The organism is Lacimicrobium alkaliphilum (assembly GCF_002591895.1).
Taxonomy (GTDB): Bacteria; Pseudomonadota; Gammaproteobacteria; order Enterobacterales; family Alteromonadaceae; genus Lacimicrobium; species Lacimicrobium alkaliphilum.
The window spans coordinates 126,963-143,406 of record NZ_NISX01000006.1 but is presented as its reverse complement, the minus strand read 5'-3'; the positions used below and the strand labels follow the sequence as shown (position 1 = coordinate 143,406).

General features: G+C 49.4%; 17 protein-coding genes. 10 read left to right on the top strand and 7 right to left on the bottom strand.

What is annotated here, in order from left to right; genetic code table 11:
* Position 1: 1 nt before the first annotated feature.
* Positions 2–1,231 carry an efflux RND transporter periplasmic adaptor subunit gene (locus CDA54_RS07795; RefSeq protein WP_099034432.1) on the bottom strand — a complete coding sequence of 410 codons (1,230 nt, stop codon included), beginning with the start codon at positions 1,229–1,231 and terminating at the stop codon, positions 2–4.
* The gene (locus CDA54_RS07790; protein WP_099034431.1) at positions 1,228–2,475 is read right to left on the bottom strand and encodes a TolC family protein; all 1,248 of its coding nucleotides are present in this window, start codon (positions 2,473–2,475) and stop codon (positions 1,228–1,230) included. The genes CDA54_RS07795 and CDA54_RS07790 overlap by 4 nt, the downstream gene beginning before the upstream one ends.
* Positions 2,476–2,565: 90 nt before the next feature.
* On the opposite strand from CDA54_RS07790, the gene CDA54_RS19570 reads away from it, so the two are divergent.
* The 4 genes from CDA54_RS19570 to CDA54_RS07770 all read left to right on the top strand — a co-directional run bounded on the left by CDA54_RS19570 (position 2,566) and on the right by CDA54_RS07770 (position 5,333).
* Positions 2,566–2,715 (top strand): hypothetical protein, encoded by a 150-nt coding sequence (locus CDA54_RS19570; protein ID WP_180237148.1) that lies wholly within the window; start codon positions 2,566–2,568, stop codon positions 2,713–2,715.
* Between the two features lie 395 nt (positions 2,716–3,110).
* Positions 3,111–3,287 (top strand): DUF1328 domain-containing protein, encoded by a 177-nt coding sequence (locus tag CDA54_RS07780; RefSeq protein ID WP_099034429.1) that lies wholly within the window; start codon positions 3,111–3,113, stop codon positions 3,285–3,287.
* Positions 3,288–3,348: 61 nt separating this feature from the next.
* Positions 3,349–4,980 (top strand): diacylglycerol kinase family protein, encoded by a 1,632-nt coding sequence (locus tag CDA54_RS07775; RefSeq protein ID WP_099034428.1) that lies wholly within the window; start codon positions 3,349–3,351, stop codon positions 4,978–4,980.
* 119 nt (positions 4,981–5,099) lie between these two features.
* Positions 5,100–5,333: an HP1242/YdcH family protein gene (locus CDA54_RS07770; protein WP_180237146.1), complete on the top strand. Its 234-nt coding sequence runs from the start codon at positions 5,100–5,102 to the stop codon at positions 5,331–5,333.
* A 68-nt stretch (positions 5,334–5,401) separates the two neighbouring features.
* On the opposite strand, the gene CDA54_RS07765 is transcribed toward CDA54_RS07770, so the two are convergent.
* Positions 5,402–5,809 carry an OmpA family protein gene (locus CDA54_RS07765; RefSeq protein ID WP_099034426.1) on the bottom strand — a complete coding sequence of 136 codons (408 nt, stop codon included), beginning with the start codon at positions 5,807–5,809 and terminating at the stop codon, positions 5,402–5,404.
* Complete coding sequence (locus tag CDA54_RS07760; protein WP_099034425.1) at positions 5,809–6,027, bottom strand: EF-hand domain-containing protein; 219 nt, start codon at positions 6,025–6,027, stop codon at positions 5,809–5,811. Before CDA54_RS07760 ends, CDA54_RS07765 begins: the two co-directional genes overlap by 1 nt.
* 323 nt (positions 6,028–6,350) lie before the next feature.
* On the opposite strand from CDA54_RS07760, the gene CDA54_RS07755 reads away from it, so the two are divergent.
* From CDA54_RS07755 to CDA54_RS07735, 5 genes are all read left to right on the top strand, one after another.
* Positions 6,351–6,734 (top strand): metalloregulator ArsR/SmtB family transcription factor, encoded by a 384-nt coding sequence (locus CDA54_RS07755; protein WP_099034424.1) that lies wholly within the window; start codon positions 6,351–6,353, stop codon positions 6,732–6,734.
* Entirely contained in the window at positions 6,731–7,210 is a 480-nt protein-coding gene (locus CDA54_RS07750) for an arsenate reductase ArsC (RefSeq protein WP_099034423.1), read from the top strand. The genes CDA54_RS07755 and CDA54_RS07750 overlap by 4 nt, the downstream gene beginning before the upstream one ends.
* Positions 7,210–7,929: an arsenical resistance protein ArsH gene (arsH, locus tag CDA54_RS07745; protein ID WP_099034491.1), complete on the top strand. Its 720-nt coding sequence runs from the start codon at positions 7,210–7,212 to the stop codon at positions 7,927–7,929. The genes CDA54_RS07750 and arsH overlap by 1 nt, the downstream gene beginning before the upstream one ends.
* Before the next feature lie 219 nt (positions 7,930–8,148).
* Positions 8,149–9,180, top strand: a complete 1,032-nt coding sequence (gene arsB, locus CDA54_RS07740) for an ACR3 family arsenite efflux transporter (RefSeq protein ID WP_099034422.1) — start codon at positions 8,149–8,151, stop codon at positions 9,178–9,180.
* A 15-nt stretch (positions 9,181–9,195) separates the two neighbouring features.
* A complete protein-coding gene (locus CDA54_RS07735; RefSeq protein ID WP_099034421.1) occupies positions 9,196–9,708 on the top strand; it encodes an arsinothricin resistance N-acetyltransferase ArsN1 family A in 513 nt (170 codons plus the stop codon).
* Here the strand turns inward: CDA54_RS07735 and CDA54_RS07730 are convergent.
* Positions 9,698–11,323: a methyl-accepting chemotaxis protein gene (locus CDA54_RS07730; protein ID WP_099034420.1), complete on the bottom strand. Its 1,626-nt coding sequence runs from the start codon at positions 11,321–11,323 to the stop codon at positions 9,698–9,700. The two genes, CDA54_RS07735 and CDA54_RS07730, sit on opposite strands and share 11 nt — an antisense overlap.
* Positions 11,324–11,546: 223 nt before the next feature.
* Here CDA54_RS07730 and CDA54_RS07725 point away from each other — a divergent pair, with 223 nt between their 5' ends.
* Positions 11,547–13,700, top strand: coding sequence for a TonB-dependent receptor family protein (locus CDA54_RS07725; protein ID WP_099034419.1), 2,154 nt, complete (start codon positions 11,547–11,549; stop codon positions 13,698–13,700).
* 133 nt (positions 13,701–13,833) lie between these two features.
* Here CDA54_RS07725 and CDA54_RS07720 read toward each other — a convergent pair whose 3' ends face one another.
* Together CDA54_RS07720 and CDA54_RS07715 are read right to left on the bottom strand one after the other, a co-directional pair.
* Complete coding sequence (locus CDA54_RS07720) at positions 13,834–14,697, bottom strand: universal stress protein (protein ID WP_099034418.1); 864 nt, start codon at positions 14,695–14,697, stop codon at positions 13,834–13,836.
* The gene (locus CDA54_RS07715) at positions 14,697–16,190 is read right to left on the bottom strand and encodes a SulP family inorganic anion transporter (RefSeq protein ID WP_099034417.1); all 1,494 of its coding nucleotides are present in this window, start codon (positions 16,188–16,190) and stop codon (positions 14,697–14,699) included. The genes CDA54_RS07720 and CDA54_RS07715 overlap by 1 nt, the downstream gene beginning before the upstream one ends.
* Positions 16,191–16,444: the final 254 nt, after the last annotated feature.

The following is a 16,444-nucleotide window of genomic DNA, read 5'->3' as shown; positions in this document are numbered from 1 at the left end:
CCTAATGTTGATGGCTGGCGCCATGTTTAAGAATGTCAGCCTTAAGCAAATAGCTGTTACCCGATACATAAAAGGTCCCGGGCGCAAGTCCGCTTTTCACTTCGGTGTAATTGCCATCGGTATCACCCAACTGAGGCATCCGGACCTCAAAGGTGTTACCGAAGCGGGCAAAAACCACCGGCATATTACGGAACGTCTTCAGAGCATCGGTTTTAACCGCCAACGGAACCGCTTTCTGGCCCACCTTCACATCTGCCTGTACATGCATTCCGGGGCGCCAGTGCCCATGAGTATTGCTGACCAGAACTCGGGCCCGGGCAATATGCCCGCCCGTCATGATCGGTGCGATGTAGGTGACCTGACCCTTCACGCGCTGATGCTGGTGCAAATCGAAAATCTCTGCCTGCTGGCCGACTTTGAGCTTGTCGATGTTTTGTGGAAACGCAGACAACTCCACCCAGACTTTGGATAAATCAATAATTTCAAACAGCATCTGCTCAGCCGCCATTTCACCGGTATTAACCAGCCGTTGAGTCACTTCACCACTGATTGGACTTACAAGATCGTACTCTGTACCACTGGCCGCACTCTTGACCACCGCCAGAGTCTGTCCCTTGTTGACAGCCTCACCAATATTCACCCGTACATCCGTTACAATGCCAGCATAGGTAGCGCTGACATGGGCAATACGCTTATTTACCGGAGCAACAACACCAAACAAGCGCTCGGTAAAGTTAAGTGTCTGCGGCCCCGCCTTGTCGACAGTAATGCCAGCTTTTCTAATCACCCTGTCTGTGAGGGTGGTGCGGCCTTCAACGCTCTCATAGTCCCAGGCCCCCTGCTGCTTGCCGGTTTGCGCTTTTACAGAGACTTTATATGAATGTGGCTCAGCCACGGTTTCATTACTGACCAGATAGTTTCCTTCCGGTGAAAAGGTCAGTGTATCGGTGACATTCCCAAGGCGATGCAACGTAACCTGCAGGCGCACCTTATCGGGCTGAACAATCCTGTTATTCTGGTAGGTGTACACCCTCATCTCCGGTGCGATGCCTGACTCAAAGATACTGATCTCAACGGCGAAATCCCCTGCAGTGAGTAACTTGCCTCCCTCTGGTCCCTGTTGCTGTTCTGTATGGTCATGCTGATCTCCTCCTGAAGCAAAAGCCCGGGGCAGTTCAGATAATCCAAAACACATTGTCATGATGAAAATTAAAAGGGGTAAATACTTCATTGTGTTGCTTCCAAAAAAGACTGTCCGGTCAGGTGCTCCAGCTCAAGGATCCCCTGATAAATAGCGTAGCGACGATTGATTTGTTCATATTCCAGCTGTGCCAGTTCATTTTGTGCATCCAGTAGCTGCAACAGGCTGTATCCTCCCCTGGCATAACCGGCCTCAGTTTCTGCTTCCAGTTGCCGGGCCAGGGGTAGCAATGAACGCTGAATGCGGTGCAAATACGTTTGATGAGTTTTCAGGCGCACCAGAACAGCGCGGGCTCGGACACGCAATCGCTCCCGAACAACCTGCTGCAATGCCAGCAGCATATCGTGCTCGGCCCGATTCGATTGCATTAAACCGGCATTGGGATTAGAGCGCAGTATCGGCATTGATGCCTTAAGTACCAGACCCGCATCGTCAAACTCATTGTTATAACGAACTCCCACTCCCAGCGTTACGTCTGCCGTTGCCGCACTGCTCAGTGCCTGCGCTTTAGCAGCCAGCAACCGTTCAGAATCGGCTAAACGGAGAAACTCCGGAGCCTGGTTTACCGCAGTGTTAAGCTTTGCAGACGAAGGCAGATTCAGCTGATCAGCAAAGGCCCCCTGAACCGAAGAAAAATCCGCTTCCGCTGCCCACATACCACTTAACTGTGTACGGGCCTCATCCAGCTTGCCGGTAATTTCTTCAATATCTGCTTCTGTCTTTCTTTGCTGCAGGCGGATACGGATAAGCTCAGAGGCGGCAACAGCGCCAGAGTCGACGCGTTTCCTGGCTACATTCAGCGCGTTGTTAAGGCGCTGCAGCTGTCGCTGATTCCAGCTGGCCACTTCCTGCAATAGCAAGACCTGATAAAAACGGCTGGCCGTTTTTGCCAGTACCTCTACTTTGGCGTATGTAAATTCGGCCTCCAGCCTCCGCTGTTTGGCAGAAGCAAACTCAATACGCTGTTGGCGTTTGCCCCCCAGCTCAATGAGCTGGCTGAAGGACAGCGTCGCCTCAAGATTGTCCACGCCGGCGTTGCGCCCGCTGCCGATCACATTCTCCAGTTCAATGCCGATTTCCGGATTGGGCCTGAGCGATGCCTGCAGCTTTTCAGCCTCGGCCATTCTCTGTTTATAGGGGTACTGCTGTAATTCCGGGTTGCCTTGCAGAGTTTTTTGCAACGCACTGCGCAAGGTCAACTCATTGGCGATTGCCGAAAGGGGATGACATAACGCCAACCACAGAACGACAATCACGAAACTGATTGATTTCATGATTTATCTCCACATTAAAACGGTTGTGCATAAGCACAATTTCTTTAAGGGTGAAGATTAAAAATCAGGTGGGGGAACCGGGGGTTGAGTATGGTTATTGCGAAAAAACAGGTACCTGAAGGCTATCGCCAGATCAGGGCTGCAGTCATTCGGCGTATACCCAATGTAGCCGGTAATACAGCTTATATGGGCATGAAACTGATGTTCAGCATCAGAATCAACCTCGGGCTCTGTGTGTGAGGCATTATCATGAGTGTGGCTGTCGTGGTGTGTATAGTCAAAAGTATGTTCACCATCCTGAATATGCCCGGCAGCAAGCGCACAGGTGAATACCCCGTGCAACAGCATAACGAGAATTAGTGACCAGGAAAACTTCGACAACTGAACAATTACCCTAAACAGCGACAACCGCAGCAGCTTAACAGACAGAAGCTAAAAGCGACAAGCTGTGTTCCAAGCAGAATTATCATATATATTAAAACTGGCGCTGGCCTGAATGACTCATTGCTGCAGATTACAGAAGATATTCTTTTACAATCAAATATTTATAGCTAAACTAACTGCTGTAACGATGACCTGTAAATAACAGATTCACACTACAGATTGGTAAAAAGTGATTAAACAAGGAGAGGGTTATGTTAGGTTGGACACTGATGTTTCTGGTTGTTGCCATTATTGCAGCGGTACTGGGCTTTACCGGTATCGCGGGGGCTGCAGCTGAAATCGCAAAAATTATATTTTTCATTTTTATCGTGCTTTGGGTTATTTCACTTATTGCAGGTGCGCTCAGAGGAAAAGGCCCCCGGGCGTGACAACACAACATAGATAAAGGCGTCCCCAGGGCTTATCCTTTTTACTGAGGCGTTCCGAATTATGTACTTCGCTTGGTATTATATGATCGCTGCATTGTTGCTGATAACAGCAGCAGTGGTTACACCGTCCATCTATTTTAAAGTGCCCCTGGCCTGGGGCAGTCTTTCCGTGTTTACCGTCAGCATTGCCTATTTTTTTGATATTGCGGCCATTTTTCGCAAACGCGAAGATGGTCGTATTCCCACATATATTCGCTGGATCTTTGTGCCCTTTTTGCTGGGTGCGCAGGTTTACAACGCCTGGGCCCGGAAAAGAGACAAAGTACCGGCCATTCAGCAAATAGAAGAAAAACTGTATCTGGCTTGTCGTCTGTTTCCTTCCGATGTGGAATACCTGAAAAAGCAACAGATCGGTGCCGTACTGGATGTTACCGCTGAATTCGACGGGCTTGACTGGTCGCTGCTCGGGGAGGAAATTCGCTACCTGAATATTCCTGTTCTGGATCATCGCTCCCCCACTCTGGCGAGACTGCAACAGGCACTGAACTGGATAGACAACCAACAGCGCAATGGTCGCAAGGTATTGGTTCACTGTGCGCTTGGCCGCGGCCGCTCGGTGTTGGTGGTAGCTGCCCACCTGTTATCTCAAAATAAAACCGGTTCGGTAAAAGAGGTGCTTAAACAAATCAAGTCTATTCGTCAGACTGCTAATCTGAATCACTATCAGTTTAATAAACTGATGAAGCTGCATAAAGCGGGCAAGCTACACCAGCAGCTCAGAGCCTGGATAATTGCTAATCCGGTAGCGGGTGGGGGTAAATGGGATGTCTATAAACAAGAGCTGGTCAACAGACTCAGTCAGCACTATCAATTAACTATCAGGACCACCACCAAAGACATTGATGGTGAAACACTGACCAAACAGGCAGTAAAGGAAAAAGCCGATCTGGTAGTAGCATGCGGCGGTGACGGCACCGTTACCGAGGTGGCATCCGCGTTGATCAATACTGACATTGCGCTTGGCATTATTCCTATGGGCACGGCGAATGCTTTGTCTCAGGCGTTGTGTGGAGGTATCAGTAAAATCATACCATTGGAGACGGCGTGCCGGGCGATTACCGAAGGCAACACCATCAGTATGGATAGCGCCACCTGCAATGGCAAACTGATGCTGTTATTGGCGGGTGTGGGCTTTGAAGAAAAGATGGTTTCCTCAGCGGATCGTGATACAAAAAACAACTCTGGGCAAATGGCTTATCTGCATGGGCTCTGGCAAGCCATTGAACAAAATAGTATTTACACTTTGACGGTGCAGTTCGACAATCATCCCCCGGAGGAAATTGACACTCAGTCCTTAGTGGTAGCCAATGCGGCCCCTTTCACCACATTGTTAGCCCAGGGCAAAGGGCAACCTGATGTAGACGACGGTAAGCTGGATGTTACCTGGCTTACCGGCACAAATGCCTCCGACACTCATTTGGTCAGTCTGGCTGAACTGGCCTTCTCCGGGCTCACTCAGGATAAGTCCGAAGGTCAGGTCAAACATAGACAGGTTGAGAGAATCAGGATTTCCGGTGAGCAGCTCGAAAAGTATGTGATTGACGGTGAAATCTATCACGACACATCTCTGGATATTCAGATCCAGCCCAACTCCTTACTGGTTCGTGTACCGGGTGAATCGTTGACAGACTAAGCCGTCCTCGTTGTGAACCTCTGGAAACTGCGATTGTCAAAAATTTGCAGTCAGAGAGAGGAAAGTTCTCTGCCCGAAGGCTACGCTTAATGTGCATTGATCACTATGGAGGAATAACTATGCCACTAGAAAAACACCCCCTGCAAAACGAATTCCCACAACATCAGAACCGTATCCAGCAGCTTCATGCAAGCGACAACAATTTTGCACGTTTGTCAGACAAATACCATCAGTTGGACAGAGAGATTTTTGAAATTGAACAACATAACCTGATCAATGATGAGGATCACCTGGAACAATTAAAGCTTAAGCGCCTTCAACTCAAAGATCAGCTTTATAAGATGCTGGACTAATTACCCGCCTGATTCCCGATGCAGATATGCCGACAACCGTCAGCATATCTGTAAATCAATCACACCAATCAGTTTAAATCCTGCACCAGCACAACTGTTGTTACATGGGCAATGCGACAATCCGTTGCCGGAGATTGATGGTGTCCGTCGTTAACCTGTTGAACAACAGAGGGTCGCACACCCAGTGCTACCAGTTGACGCTTTACGGCCTCAGCCCTTTCTGCCAGCAGCAGTTCTGATTCACGGGCCAGTTTACCACCCTGACTGTATAGCAGAACAAGTAACGTCTGCGGACTTTTAATCAGCTTGGCCTGCTGAATAAGCTTACGCAATTCCCGGAACGTGATTCTGCTGGAATAAGGCGGGAAGTGGAGGGTTAGCTCCGTCAGTTCCCGCCTTTGAATGCTGATATTTTGTCGGTTTGAGACACTATCAGCGCCAGGACCTGAGGCATAGTCCCGTTGCAACATCGTCATTATTGATTCAGATAGGCTTCGAACTCTGATTTAGAGATCTGACCATCGCCATTCGTATCGTACTTGTCGAAAGACGCTGAGAGCGGTGCTTCTGAGGCAGCTTCTGACTTGCTCAGAGCGCCATTGCCGTCCTGGTCCAGAGTGTCGAAGATTTGGCCTGCATTGGCCAAAGCCAGTGAAGATGGCAGCAAAAATGCAATTAGGGCTAACTTTTTCATCATACTCTCCTTTTGATATTCAATTTTACGCAGTCAGTCATTTTCTGCTTGCGTACTGAAGCTATATCAATAACGATGCCAGAATTTTAAATTCCTTATTTATCAATATATTAGAGGATAATTCAGATGCAGAGGCGCTATCCACCAGGGGGATACTGTCGCCACATAACAACGGTATTTAAGATGAATAGCAAAAAACCATATAAATCAAACAGTTAATATGTTGCCAAATACCAACTATTAAATTTAGTCAGATTGCATTGACATATGATTTTTCATATATATGATTATTCGCATGTGTTGTATGAGCAAGGCGCTGACAGATGATTGAACCTCTGGCATTTTTCAAATGCCTGGCAGAAGAGACCAGACTGAAAAGTCTGTTATTAATTTCCGAGAAAAACGAACTCTGTGTCTGTGAACTCACCTATGCTCTGGAGTTGAGTCAGCCTAAGGTATCCCGACACCTTGCCGAATTACGAAAGTGTGGGTTGCTATCTGACCAACGTCGCGGAAAGTGGGTTTACTACCGGGTCAACAACGCGCTTCCCTCCTGGGCCTCTCAGGTGCTGGCACTCACTGTTGCTGAAAACCCACAATTTATGCAAAAACTCCTTCAACGTCTTGAACATATGCAAAACCGGCCGCAGTCCCGGTGCTCTGATGCGGACAATTACTGTAACGAAGAACACAAGGAGCCGGCATGAAACCATTAAAAATCCTGTATATCTGCACCCACAATCGCTGCCGCAGTATTTTATCTGAGGCCATAACCAACCACCTGGGTAATGGCCGCATTGTGGCAAAAAGCGCGGGCAGCCAACCTTCAGGTGAAGTGCATCCTCTGTCAACTTTTTATCTTGAGGAGCAGGGCATCGCCACTGACGCTCTTGAGTCTCAGTCATGGGATGAATTTGAAGACTTTGGCGCTGATCTGGTGATCACTGTTTGTGACTCTGCCGCTGGAGAAAGTTGCCCGCTGTGGTTTGGAAAATCCCTGAAAATGCACTGGGGGCTGACAGACCCGTCAAAACTCACTGGCAGCGAAGAAGACAAAGCGGATGCATTCAGAAGCACCATTAAAGAAATAGCACAGCGTGTGCAGCAGTTGCTGAAACTGGATCTGGAAAATATCAGCCCGAACCAGCTACAAAACGCCCTTAAGGAGTTGGGAGCACAATGATGACCGTACTGGATACCAGTTTACCCAATATCGAGCAGGAGCAGTTTAAACGCCCTGCCCCTGAAGACTTTACCCAACGACTGTCGACCCATAAACCAAAGATACTATTGTTGTATGGATCACTCAGAGAACGCTCCTTCAGCCGTCTGGTGATTGAAGAGTGTGCTCGCTTACTGGATGTGATGGGTGCCGAAACCCGTATATTCGATCCGTCCGGCCTGCCGCTGCCCGACGATGCACCAGATACCCATGCTAAAGTGCAGGAATTACGTGAACTGGCCATCTGGTCGGAAGGCCAGGTCTGGTGCTCACCGGAGCGCCACGGTTCGATGACCGGCATTATGAAAGCACAAATTGACTGGATTCCCTTATCTGCCGGTGCTGTGCGCCCCACTCAGGGCAAAACCCTGGCAGTAATGCAGGTGTGTGGTGGCTCACAGTCTTTTAATGCAGTGAATCAGCTCAGAGTACTGGGCCGCTGGATGCGGATGCTGACGATTCCAAACCAGTCTTCGGTGGCCAAAGCTTTTCTGGAATTTGAACAAGACGGACGCATGAAGCCATCGGGATACTACAACCGCATTGTGGATGTGATGGAAGAACTAATGAAGTTTACTCTGCTCAGCAGGGACAATTCGGCCTACCTTACCGACCGTTATTCCGAGCGGGTGGAAAGTGCAGAACAGCTGATGAACAGAGTGAATCAGCGATCGTTGTGATTAGGTGAAGGGGTAGGATGACAAAAGCTGGCCGATTTGACTGAATTTTAAATTATAGTCTTCTGCGCCTTTGCGCCTCTGCGAGATAAAAAGAAGAAAGCTAATCATCTCGCAAAGGCGCAGAGAACGCAGAGATCCCCGGATTTGGCTAAGCTGCTGAAAACTGATAGCTGATAGCTGATAGCTGAAAACTTATAACAATCAACAAGGTAAATCAAAATGGGATTGTTTGAACGTTATTTATCTCTTTGGGTGGCGCTGTGTATTGCCGCCGGCGTGATACTGGGGAACCTTATCCCCGGTGTATTTGCTCAGATTGCTGCACTGGAGTATGCCCATGTGAATCTGGTTGTGGCGGTGCTGATCTGGCTGATGATCTATCCGATTATGGTGCAGGTAGATTTCTCCTCTATCAAAGATGTGGGTAAAAAACCCAAAGGCCTGATACTGACGCTGGTAATCAACTGGCTGATCAAGCCTTTTACTATGGCCCTGCTCGGCTGGCTGTTCTTTAAAGGTCTGTTCGCCGATTTTGTCGATCCACAGTCGGCCGGGGAATATATCGCCGGCATGATTCTACTGGGGGTGGCCCCCTGCACCGCCATGGTGTTTATCTGGAGTCAGCTTACCAAGGGGGATGCCAATTACACCCTGGTACAGGTTTCAGTGAATGATGTGATTATGATCTTCGCCTTTGCGCCGATTACCGCTTTCTTGCTCGGCATCAGTGATATCCATGTGCCCTGGGAGACCCTGTTGATATCCGTCGTCCTGTATGTGGTATTGCCGCTGGTGGCCGGTGCTCTCACCCGTAAGCGTCTCGACAAAGGTAATGATCACAGCCGAATTGAGGCCTTCGTTAATCGCCTTAAACCCTGGTCGATCATAGGTTTGCTGGCAACAGTGATTCTGCTGTTTGGCTTCCAGGCCGAGACCATCATCACCAAACCCATGATTATACTGCTGATTGCTATACCGCTGCTGATCCAGACTTATGGTATCTTCGCCATCGCTTACTTTGCGGCCAAACAACTGAAACTTCCTCACAATGTGGCCGCACCGGCCTGCATGATCGGTACCTCCAACTTTTTTGAGCTGGCGGTGGCGGTAGCCATTTCCTTATTTGGGCTGCATTCAGGCGCCGCTCTGGCTACCGTAGTAGGTGTGCTGGTAGAAGTACCGGTAATGTTGTCGTTGGTGTGGTTTGCGAATCGCACCCGCCATTGGTTTGAGCCACATAATGCTGAATAAAGGTAAACATAAGGGATGAAAATACGCTACGCCAACAAGGATGATATTCCGGCTATCCGTGCGATTTATAATGATGGGATTAAATCCGGTACCGGAACTTTTGAAACCCGAATAAGGCGCAATAAGGACATCGCCGGATGGCTGAAAGTGGATAATCTCTACCCACTGCTGGTAGCAGAATCAGAAGACCAGGTACTGGGCTTTGCGCGATTGTATGAATACCGGCCGCGGGAGTGCTATGCCGGTATCGCCGAGTTCTCCATCTATCTGGCCGACGACGCCCGCGGCCGGGGTGTGGGTACGCAGTTACTGAGCGAACTGCTGGCAGTAGCCAGGGTATGGGGCTTTCATAAACTCATTTCTCGCATCTTTACCTTCAATACAGCCAGCCGTGCCCTGTGTAAAAAGCTCGGCTTTCGTGAAGTGGGCACTTATGAAAAACACGGCCAACTTAATGGCCGCTGGCTCGATGTGGTGATAGTTGAATACCTTACAGATAACGCCGCTGGCCCTGCTATCAGACCCTGAAAGCAGAGACCTGACGCTGTAATTTTTCCGCCAGCTCAGCCAGCTCGCTGCTGGCCTGGGCATTTTGCTGAGAACTCTCCGTCACCATACTGATACTACTGCTGAATTCATTAATATTGGCACTGATTTCATCGGCTACGGTGGTTTGTTCTTCAGTAGCGGTAGACACCTGCACATTCATGTCAGAGATTTCTGAGATCGCACGCATAATGTCCTCCAGCACAGTCGAAGACTCAGAAGCGTGGCCAACACTATCCTCGGCCCTTTGCTGCGCTAGCCCCATACTCTCGACCGCCTCTTTGGCCGCGACCTGAAGCTTACCAATCATGCCACTAATGGACTCGGTAGCTTTTTGTGTATTATGAGCCAGCTGACGGACTTCATCGGCCACGACGGCAAACCCCCGTCCGGAATCACCGGCTCTGGCGGCCTCAATGGCCGCGTTAAGGGCTAACAGGTTAGTCTGCTCAGCAACATTCTGAATCATTTGCACCACCTGGTTTATTTCATTGGCCTGGCTATGCAGTTGCTGAATCACTCCGCTGCTGTTGTTAACCACTTCAGACAACGCATTGATTGACTGGATATTTTGCTTAACTTTATTTTGCCCCACCTGCGCCTGCTCATCGGCACTGTTGGCCTTTTGCGAAGTGGTCAGTGCATTCTGAGCCACTTCCTGAATCGCTGCACTCATTTCGGTAACAGCGGTAGCAATCTGCGTGGTCTGATGCTCCTGCTCGGTGGCCGTTGTGGCAACCTGACTGCTGATATTGTGCATTTCCTCCGCGGCTGAGGCTAAGGTCGACGACGCCTGGGTCACATCTGTTACCAGGCTATGAATGCGTCCGAGCATCTTGTTGAAGCCCTCTGCGGTTTCGGCAATTTCATCATTCCCCGTTACCTCGGCCCGCTTTGTCAGATTGGCCGTTTCACCTATGTCGGTTATGGTATCCCTCAGGCTACCGAGGGGCCCCTGAATAGAACGATAGATCCACACAGCTACCGCTGTCATTAGCACTAGTACGATCACGATCATAACAATAAACAGGGTTCTGGTTGACTCATAATCCTGCTGCGACTGTTGCCGGAATTTGGCCGCTTCAGATTGCTGCAGTTCGATCAGCTTCTGATAACTGGTACTTAAGGGATCAAATACCTGGTACAGCTGCTGAACAAACTGTTGGTGTTCCTGACTCATCAGACTGCCGCTGTTGAGCATCTGACGATAATTCTGAATCTGAGCTTTAACCGGTTTCAGATTACGTTCGGCTTCATTAACCAGCCTTTGCTCTTCAGCGGTTAATTTGGTGCCCAGATAAGCCTGCCACTCCTTATCTGCGGTCTGCTCGGCAGCCTGCATGCGCCGCTGTAATTCAGAACGGGTAAGTACACCGGCGCGAAATTTGTGCAGAATATCGACAATTTCAACGGCGTAGTTATCCGAAACCACTTTAATTTGTTTTAAAGGCACGACGCGGTCGTTATACAGACTGCCAATACCCTGATTAAGATTATTCAGAACTGATAATGCAATCAAAGCCGCAATAATCAGAAATACAATAGGAAGGGCGGCCAGAACCGCCAGCCTTACGCGCACAGTTACCAGATTTAGCATGATTTTTTCTCTTGTCACAGGAAACAGCAATCACGATTAAGCATAATATAGCTCTGGTTTATTACTACATTTTTTGTATTTATATAGATCACACTATTTACGACTGTTTTGAGCACGATCAATAATCTCCCCCTGAATTCACTGATTAGAATTGATAGTAGTTCTCATTTGAATTAAGATTCGTTCCAGATTCAAACACACTCTCGATGAAGGACGATTTCTGATGAAACCTACTGTACTGGCGACCGCCATTACTTCTGTACTGCTTAGCACAGCTCCATTGGCCGAGGACACCTTAACGCCGTCCGGCGTTACTCTGGCTGGCGTGGAAACGATTAAAATAATCGGTAGTAAATCTGATGCCCGTGGCCTGGCAGGTTCAAGCGCGGTCATTGATGAGCAGCAAATGCAGGTAGAAGTTGTAACAGATATTCATCAGGTACTAAAAACCGTACCCGGCGTATATATACAGGAAGAAGATGGACAGGGACTACGGCCCAATATCGGTATTCGCGCCGCCAATTCTGGCCGCTCAAGTAAAATTGCCTTGCTCGAAGACGGGGTGATGGTCTCTCCGGCGCCCTACTCCAACCCGGCAGCTTATTATTTCCCGACTACCTTACGTATGTCTTCTGTTGAAGTACTTAAAGGTGCGCCCCTGCTGCGCTTCGGACCGCAGACTACAGGCGGTGTGGTGAATATGGTGACCACTGCCATACCTGATCAGCAAAGCGGTCAGGTAGTGACTCAGTTTGGCGAAAACAGCAGTCGTGACATCCACGCTTATATTGGTGGTACTGAGGGTAATTTCGGCTACTTGTTTGAGACCGTGCAGCGCAGTAGCGCGGGGTTTAAAGATATTGATCGCAGTAACCGTGATACCGGCTTTGATATCGAAGATTATGTGGTCAAGCTGAAATGGACCGGTGACAACCAAAGCCTGCTGGCCAAAATGCAGTATTCTGAAGAGATCTCCAATGAGACTTATGCCGGGCTGACCGATGCGGATTTCAGACGCGATGCCAACCGCCGTTATGGCCTGTCTGATATCGACCAGATGGATAACAGCCATAAGGGGTACAGCCTTAACTACAACCTGGATATTAATGATACTGTATCCCTTAACCTGGTGGGCTATTTCAACGAATTTTCCCGTAACTGGTTTAAAGCCGGTGTGGCCGGCGGCCTGATCGAAAGTGCCAATAATGGCGACACTGAAGCGCAGGCGATTCTCGATGGTGAGGTAGATCTGGCCGGTATCAAGTATAAGAACAACAATCGTAGCTATGAGTCTTATGGCCTGGAAGCCAACCTCGGCATCGATCTTAACGATCACAGCATTCAGATTGGCGCCCGTGACCACCGGGACACCATGGACAGATTTCAACCGCAGGATGTGTACGATCAGATTAACGGCAGTCTGGTATTCCAGTCCATTATCGATCCCTCAGGCAGCAACAATCGCCTGGAAGAGGCAGACGCCCTGGCATTCTGGATGACCGATAAGTGGCAGGTAACAAATGCATTAACCGTTAATCTGGCACTGCGTTATGAAGACGTTGAATCGGCACGCCGCCAGTTTGATGATGTGGCTCGTAACGATTTAGGCAGCTATCGCAGCAACGACAGCAGTGAATGGTTACCTGGTGCGTCCTTCACCTATGATCTGAACAATGAATGGCAGGTTTTGGCCGGCGTTCACAAAGGCTTCTCACCACTGGGTGGCGGTGCAAAAGAAGAAGAAGAGCCGGAAACCAGTGTCAACTACGAAGCCGGTATCCGCTTCTCCCGCAATAATCTGTTTCTGGAAGCCATTGCCTTTTACAGCGACTTCTCCAACAAGTCTGAACTCTGCTCTTTGGCAACCCCATGCAGTAATGGTGCCGAAAGCGGCACGTTCTCAACCGGCGATGCAGTGGTATCGGGCCTCGAAATACAGCTGAGTCAGACCCTGGATCTGGGCAGCTATACGATGCCAATTGATTTCAGCTACACCTACAGTAACGCCGAGATCACTAAAGACAATGTCGTAATTGGCGTATTCGACGGAGACGAGTTGGCTGCAGTACCCACCAATATGGCCAGTTTAAGAGTTGCACTGGACAGTGGTGACAAGTGGTATCACTATGTCGTGGCTAAGTACATCGATGAAACCTGTGTGGCACTGGGTTGCAACAACACCAGTAATGCATTTGGTAAAACCGAGTCGTTGTTTGTAATGGATATTGTCAGCCGCTATCAGCTGAACAACCAGACTACGCTGTACGTTAAGGTAGAAAACCTGCTCGACAAGCAAAGTATTGTTGCCCGCACGCCCGATGGTGCGCGCCCCAATAAACCACAGACCGCTTCTGTGGGGGTTGAATACAGCTTCTGAGTGTTTTGACACTCATCTGAGAAACAGCAAGGCGGCCAATTAGCCGCCTTTGTTTTTCCCGCTTCGGGCTGAATACACTGCAAAAAATACCGGAACAAGTCCGGTATTTTGGTTTAATACATCATCGTCGGCGTTATCGTAATAGCAGCAACGGAATACTGGCGCGATTCAGCATTTTCAGGGTAAAGCTGCCCAGTAGCATCTCCCGCAAACGGCCATGGCCGAATGACCCCATCACAATCATCTGAATATCCTGCTCCTGCTGATAACTCAGTAATTGCTGCTCGGCATCACCGTGAAGCTTGGCGGTCACCACGTTCAGGCCTGCTTTTTGCAGGCGTTCGCTGGCATTCTCAAGTAATTCATCAGCCTTGGCATCGTCTTTGGTGACATGCACCAGATGACAGTCCATGCCCTCATATAATGGGCTGGTGAGCAGATAATCCAGCGCTTTTTCAGCTGCTTCACTGCCATCATAAGCCAGCATAATACGCTGTGGTTCAGCGAAATCCTGATTGACGATTAAGATCGGTTTGTGCAGTGCGCGGATAATACTCTCAATATGGTGTCCCAGGCCATCATCGGATTGATGATCCTCACCGCGCACTCCCAGTACCAGCACACGAATATGCTCTTCCATCTCCACCAGGGTTTCGGTCAGGCTGCCATTGCGCTGACATAAAATTGCCTCTTCGACACCAGCCGCTTTGGCTCGCTCATTGGCGGCTTCGAGCATATGCTTGCCCTGCTCCAGCAAGATCTTACTGCGCTTGGCTTCCAGTTCCGTGAGTTCCTCAAGCAAATGTTCACGACTGCCAAGGCCGATATTGCCACTCAGGTCTGCGGCTGCCGGCGGCTCCCGGTGTTCAAGGTTGTGCAGCAGTTTTAATGGCACGCCCACAGTATTGGCGATCCAGGCGGCGTAGTCGGCCACCGCGGCGCTGATGGCGGAGCCATCAATACCCGCCAGCACCAGATTTTTATCAGATTGACTCATCAGTGTCCTCCCAGGACTTTTTCTAATTCTTCTGGCTTATCATGCACACCAAAGCGATCCACTATGGTTTCAGTCGCCTCATTCTTGCCGATAAGCTCTACTTCAGCCCCTTCGCGACGGAATTTGATTACCGCCCTATCCAGTGCGGCCACCGCAGATACGTCCCAGAAATGAGCCCTGTCCAAATCGATGACTACCTTATCAACCACTTCCTTAAAATCAAAGCTTTCGGCAAATTTGTCCGCCGAATTGAAAAATACCTGCCCCATCACCTTGTAAGTGCGGGTATTGGTTTCTTCATCCAATTCGGAGCTCACATACATAAAGTGGCTGACCTTGTTGGCAAAGAATACCGCAGCAAATAACACCCCGACAAATACACCGTAGGCGAGGTTATGGGTATACACAGTAACCGCTACTGTGGCCAGCATACCTATGTTATAGGACATTGGGTGGGATTTAAGGTTACGGATGGAGTCCCAGCTAAAAGTACCGATAGACACCATGATCATTACCGCCACCAGCGCCGCCATCGGAATAATCTTCAGCCAGTCCGACAAAAACACCACCATTAACAGCAAAAATACGCCGGCAGCCAGCGAAGATAAACGCCCGCGGCCGCCGGATTTCACATTGATAATTGATTGACCAATCATGGCACAACCGGCCATACCACCAATCAGCCCTGTGCCGATATTGGCAATACCCTGGCCTTTACACTCACGATTCTTATCGCTGTCGGTATCGGTAAGGTCGTCCACTATGGTGGCCGTCATCAGCGATTCCAGCAGGCCGACCACGGTCAGTGCCGCAGCATAAGGGAAGATAATCGCCAGGGTCTCAAAATTCAGCGGTACATCGGGCCATAAGAATACCGGCAGCGTATCGGGCAGTTCGCCCATATCACCAACCGTGCGGATATCCAGCCCCAGAATGACAGCCACCACCGTCAGCACCAGAATGCAGATCAGCGGTGAAGGCAACAGTTTGCCGATAACAGGTATATAAGGGAACAGATAGATAATACCCAGCCCGGCTGCGGTCATGGCATAAACATGCCAGGTCACATTAGTCAGCTCAGGCAACTGAGCCATAAAAATCAGAATGGCCAGGGCATTCACAAAGCCGGTGACCACAGAGCGGGACACAAATGACATCAGACTGCCGAGCTTTAAGTAACCGGCGATAATCTGTAGCAACCCGGTCAGTAACGTAGCCGCCAACAGATATTCCAGACCGTGCTCTTTGACCAGGGTCACCATCAGTAATGCCATGGCCCCTGTAGCACCGGATATCATCCCCGGGCGCCCACCAACAATTGCGATGATGACAGCGATGGAAAATGACGCGTACAATCCCACCTTGGGATCCACGCCAGCGATAATAGAAAAGGCAATAGCTTCGGGGATCAAAGCCAGAGCAACAACGATGCCGGCAAGCAGATCACCGCGGATGTTGCCCAGCCAATCCTGTTTGGTTGAGTGCAGTAACATAGTCAATCCTGATATTTAATAACGAGTTTTTGGTCATGCTGACCATTTTCTGACCGTCTAAAGCATAGCCTGAATATCAGACAATGCTGGTGCATCTGCCGCTGACAGCGGGCAGTAACATTGTAGGGGGTATAGGTTCTAAGGTGGCGTAATCAGCACGTTGATGTTCTGTAGTCTTTATTTTAAAGCGCGGCATCATACGCAAGGCTGACGGATATTTCAACAAGCAAAGGCTGTACCAGAATAAATTAATC

Excerpts from the sequence above, each read along its gene's own strand:
- CDA54_RS07795 (WP_099034432.1), bottom strand. The coding sequence starts at position 1,231 with ATGAAGTATTTACCCCTTTTAATTTTCATCATGACAATGTGTTTTGGA.
- CDA54_RS07790 (WP_099034431.1), bottom strand. The coding sequence starts at position 2,475 with ATGAAATCAATCAGTTTCGTGATTGTCGTTCTGTGGTTGGCGTTATGT.
- CDA54_RS19570 (WP_180237148.1), top strand. The coding sequence starts at position 2,566 with ATGGTTATTGCGAAAAAACAGGTACCTGAAGGCTATCGCCAGATCAGG.
- CDA54_RS07780 (WP_099034429.1), top strand. The coding sequence starts at position 3,111 with ATGTTAGGTTGGACACTGATGTTTCTGGTTGTTGCCATTATTGCAGCG.
- CDA54_RS07775 (WP_099034428.1), top strand. The coding sequence starts at position 3,349 with ATGTACTTCGCTTGGTATTATATGATCGCTGCATTGTTGCTGATAACA.
- CDA54_RS07770 (WP_180237146.1), top strand. The coding sequence starts at position 5,100 with ATGCCACTAGAAAAACACCCCCTGCAAAACGAATTCCCACAACATCAG.
- CDA54_RS07765 (WP_099034426.1), bottom strand. The coding sequence starts at position 5,809 with ATGACGATGTTGCAACGGGACTATGCCTCAGGTCCTGGCGCTGATAGT.
- CDA54_RS07760 (WP_099034425.1), bottom strand. The coding sequence starts at position 6,027 with ATGAAAAAGTTAGCCCTAATTGCATTTTTGCTGCCATCTTCACTGGCT.
- CDA54_RS07755 (WP_099034424.1), top strand. The coding sequence starts at position 6,351 with ATGATTGAACCTCTGGCATTTTTCAAATGCCTGGCAGAAGAGACCAGA.
- CDA54_RS07750 (WP_099034423.1), top strand. The coding sequence starts at position 6,731 with ATGAAACCATTAAAAATCCTGTATATCTGCACCCACAATCGCTGCCGC.
- arsH (WP_099034491.1), top strand. The coding sequence starts at position 7,210 with ATGACCGTACTGGATACCAGTTTACCCAATATCGAGCAGGAGCAGTTT.
- arsB (WP_099034422.1), top strand. The coding sequence starts at position 8,149 with ATGGGATTGTTTGAACGTTATTTATCTCTTTGGGTGGCGCTGTGTATT.
- CDA54_RS07735 (WP_099034421.1), top strand. The coding sequence starts at position 9,196 with ATGAAAATACGCTACGCCAACAAGGATGATATTCCGGCTATCCGTGCG.
- CDA54_RS07730 (WP_099034420.1), bottom strand. The coding sequence starts at position 11,323 with ATGCTAAATCTGGTAACTGTGCGCGTAAGGCTGGCGGTTCTGGCCGCC.
- CDA54_RS07725 (WP_099034419.1), top strand. The coding sequence starts at position 11,547 with ATGAAACCTACTGTACTGGCGACCGCCATTACTTCTGTACTGCTTAGC.
- CDA54_RS07720 (WP_099034418.1), bottom strand. The coding sequence starts at position 14,697 with ATGAGTCAATCTGATAAAAATCTGGTGCTGGCGGGTATTGATGGCTCC.
- CDA54_RS07715 (WP_099034417.1), bottom strand. The coding sequence starts at position 16,190 with ATGTTACTGCACTCAACCAAACAGGATTGGCTGGGCAACATCCGCGGT.